Annotated in this window: 3 protein-coding genes; 1 reads left to right on the plus strand and 2 read right to left on the minus strand. The window is 70.2% G+C overall.

Features of this window, described 5'->3' with window-relative positions; all coding sequences use genetic code 11:
* The coding region (locus C1I98_RS36450) for an LCP family protein (RefSeq protein ID WP_111171836.1) at nucleotides 1-1483 on the plus strand (1483 nt) is incomplete at its 5' end.
* Nucleotides 1484-1576: 93 nt separating this feature from the next.
* On the opposite strand, the gene C1I98_RS36455 is transcribed toward C1I98_RS36450, so the two are convergent.
* Together C1I98_RS36455 and C1I98_RS45930 are read right to left on the minus strand one after the other, a co-directional pair.
* Nucleotides 1577-3535, minus strand: a complete 1959-nt coding sequence (locus C1I98_RS36455) for a spermine/spermidine synthase domain-containing protein (protein WP_233508488.1) — start codon at nucleotides 3533-3535, stop codon at nucleotides 1577-1579.
* Between the two features lie 185 nt (nucleotides 3536-3720).
* Nucleotides 3721-3831: an ATP-binding protein gene (locus C1I98_RS45930; RefSeq protein WP_368773557.1), complete on the minus strand. Its 111-nt coding sequence runs from the start codon at nucleotides 3829-3831 to the stop codon at nucleotides 3721-3723.
* Nucleotides 3832-3833 lie beyond the last annotated feature (2 nt).

A 3833-nucleotide genomic window follows, 5' to 3' on the forward strand; every position in this document is an offset into this window, starting at 1 on the left:
GGCCGGGGGCGGGCCGGAGTTCGCCAGACGGATGAGCGCCGCGTCGATCGTCGGGTGGACCGCGTTGTCGGCCCTGGTGCCCGGTGCCGCGCACCTGCGGGCCGGGCGGCGGCGCGCCGGTTACGTCCTGCTCAGCGCGTTCGGGCTGTTGCTGCTCAGCGCCGCCGTGATCGCGGTCGTCATCCTGAACAACGTCGGCCTGCTGCTCCGCGACAGCACCCTCCTGACCGCCACCGTCCTCGCCGTGGTCGGCGCGCTGCTGTGGTTCGTCCTGATCGTGACGTCCTACGTCAGCCTCAAGCCCGGCCGGCTGAACAGAGTCGGTCAGATCGCCTCCGGCATCGCCGTCGGCCTGCTGTGCATCGTGGTGGTCGCCCCCTTCGCGGTGGCCGCCAACACCGTGATCGCCGCCCGCAACACGGCCAACTTCATCTTCCCCTCCGGCACCCACCAGACCACCGCGCCGATCAAGCATGAGGACCCGTGGAACGGCCGGGACCGGGTGAACTTCCTGCTGGTGGGCGGGGACGCGGCGGGCAACCGTACCGGCGTGCGGACCGACAGCATGACGGTGGCCAGCGTGGACGTGAAGACCGGCAACACGGTCATGTTCGGTCTGCCGCGCAACATGCAGCACGTCCGTTTCCCGCCGCACAGCCCGCTCGGCAAGCGGTTCCCGAACGGTTTCTTCGCCGAACTCCCCAACGGCGGCCTGCTGAACGAGGTGTGGCAGTTCGCCGAGGACAATCCGCAGGTCATGGGGGGCAAGCACCAGGGGCCCAGGGCGCTGAAGGACGCGATCGGGCACACGCTCGGCCTCAAGATCGACTACTACGCGCTGGTCAACATGTACGGCTTCGCCGACCTCGTGGACGCGATCGGCGGCCTGGACATCCGGGTCGAGCAGGACATCAAGTGGGGCGGCCTGTACGGCACCGCCGGGACCATCAAGGCGGGCTTTCGCAAGCTGTCCGGCGAGGAGGTCCTGTGGTACGGCCGTTCGCGGGTGAACAGCGATGACTTCTCCCGGATGGCCCGTCAGCGGTGCGTCATCGGGGCGTTCGCCAAGCAGGCCACCCCCGACGTCGTACTGGCCAACTTCAACAAGATCGCAGCCGCGACCAAGCGGCTGGCCAGCACCGACATCCCCCGCCCACTGCTCGAACATCTGGCGGACCTGGCGCTCGAGGTGAAGAACGCCAAGATCACCAGCACGCAGTTCGTGCCGCCGGAGTTCTGGCCGGGGAACGTGGACTGGGTGAAGGTGCGCCGTAGCGTGACGAGCGCACTGCGCCAGTCCACGCGCGGGAACCGCCGGGCGCTGGCGGCGGACGTCACCGCCTCCCCCGGCGCGACCGGCACCGGCACCACCGGGCGGCCGACCACCGAGCCGCAGGCCAAGGGGCCGGACCAGTCGCCCACCCCCGGTTCGTCGAAGAAGGACACCGGCGACAAGGACCTCGCCGAGGTCTGCGGCCTCTGACCCGCCCCCGGCGAAAGGCGAAGGACGAAAGGCGAAGGACGAAAGGCGACGGCCCCGTGCGCCACGCACGGGGCCGGACCTTTTCGCAAGGGTTCAGGAGGCGGCGGGCACGCCCTTGCGCACTCTGGGCAGCAGCACGAACGCCCCCAGGTACACCACCGCGGCGATGATCAGCAACCCCCGATAGCCGACCAGCAGCGCGAAGTACTCCAGGCAGCCGCCCACCATCGCACCGAGCAGGTTGGCCCCGAAGGACGTCGTGCTGTCGGGGCTGTCGGCGAACCGCTTGGCGAACACCACGTTGGCCGCGAAGATCGGCAGGAAGGCGACCGCGACGGCGGCCACCGCGCGCAGCGGCACCGGCAGGCCGAGCAGCCAGGCGTTGGGGACGAGCCAGGCCAGCAGCAGCCCGGCGGCGAGCACGCCGTACATCACGGGCAGCGGCGGCATGCGGAAGCGCCGCGTCACCTCCACCGCGGCCAGGACCGCCACCAGCACGCCGGCGAAGACGATCGCGTTGACCACCCATGTGGTGCCGAACAGCAGCGCGAACCCGGTCACGCTCTTGGTCTCCAGCAGCAGGAAGCCGACGCCGAGCAGGAACAGGTCGCCGTAGGGGCGCATCCGCTCGTAGGGGCCCGCCACCACGCGCACGGCCAGCAGGCTGACGATGAGGATGAGCGAGAGCGTGATGATGTAGATCGGCGGGATCGTGCGGTCCTTCAGGTAGAGGAAGGGCCGGTCGTCGGGGCTCGGCTCCGGGGTGCCGGGGGGCGCTCCGGCCCACTCGGCGGGCCCGCACACCTGCGCGTCGCGGGTGACGCCCGCGGTGATCACCGCCTGCTGCCCGGCCTCGGTCACCACGTCCACGCACGGTGTGTGGCCGAAGGCCGCCTGCATGGTGGCGGCGAGCCGGTCGACCAGCCAGCGTTCGCGGTAGTAGTTGTACATGGAGAACGTGCCGCCCGGCTTGAGCTGGGCGCGCGCGGCCTGCATGGCCTCCTGGGTGAACAGGTAGCTCTCCAGCCGCAGCGAGCTGGCCCCGGAGACGAGGGTGAGCGAGTCGGGCAGGGCGAACAGGATCAGGTCGTACTTCTTGCCGGTCTGCTCCAGGAAGGCCCGCCCGTCGGTGACGTGGGTGGTGACCCGGGGGTCGGCGTAGGGCCGGTCGGGGTGGCGGTCGCCGAGCCCGCGCAGCTGCGGGTCGATCTCCACCGCGTCGACGTGCTTGGCGCCCTTGCTGAGCGCGATGGCCACGTCGGTGCCGCTGCCCGCGCCCACGATCAGCACGTCGTCCAGGGACCGCTTGGCCTGGCGTTCGTACGGCAGGGCGTACTGGCGTTCGAGCTCCAGCCGCTGGGCGGCGGGCACGGCCTGCTGGTGCGGGATGCCGTTGACCTGGATGTCGGTCACCGGGGTGCCGCCGTAGTCGCTGTCCTTGGTGGTCACCTTGTAGTACGGCGACCACAGCGCGCCCGCCGTCAGGGTCTCCGAGGCGAGCGCGCCGACCACGATCAGCGACGGCAGCACGACCAGGATCTTGCCGGGCAGGCCGGGCGGCCACAGCAGCGCGGCGTAGGCCACGGCGGCGATCGTGCCCCACACGACGGGCGGCGCGGAAAGAAAGGACAGCGCGGTGAACAGCGCGATGCCGGTGAGGCTGCCGATCAGGTCGTAGCGGTAGGCCTCCAGCCTGGACAGCTCGGGGAAGCACCGCCCGACGAGTTCGGCGGGCCCCATCAGGATGACGGCGGCGGCGCAGAAGATCACCGGCAGGATCAGCCACGGTGGCGGGCCGGTGGTGCCGAGGCTCGTCCAGTACAGGACGCCCTCGGTGTTGCGGTCCACGGTGACCGGGTACAGCAAGATGATCACTACCAGGGCGGCGAGCGTGATCGGTGAGTAGTACGGCAGGCGCTTGGTCCTGCCCACTCGCAGGAACCCGAGCCCGATCCCGAGGAACGAGCCGAGCAGCACGAAGTTGGTGAAGTAGCTGAGGTGAACGATGTTGGAGCCGGTCCACCTGATCAGCGCCAGCTCCAGGAAGAGCATGAAGGCACTTGCCAGGATGAGCCTCGGCCGCACAGGCAGCCAATGCGCGGACCGGTCGGGAGATGAAGGCGTCGATGGCGCCTTGGCCGGTGCGGTCATGCCGGCCACGGTAGTGAACGTGAGCAGCTTCGCGCGAGCGCCCGCACCGGATCTGATCATCTTTTGCCCGTTCGCACTCAAAGTGATCAGTTGCGCGGCAGCGCGATGCTGAAGGCCGCGCCCTTGCCCGGCGCGGTGCTCAGTGCGATGCGCCCGCCGTGGGCGGCCACGATCGAGCGGGCGATGGCCAGGCCCAGCC

Origin of the sequence: Spongiactinospora gelatinilytica (genome assembly GCF_003236385.1) — a bacterium.
Classification (GTDB): domain Bacteria; phylum Actinomycetota; class Actinomycetes; order Streptosporangiales; family Streptosporangiaceae; genus Spongiactinospora; species Spongiactinospora gelatinilytica.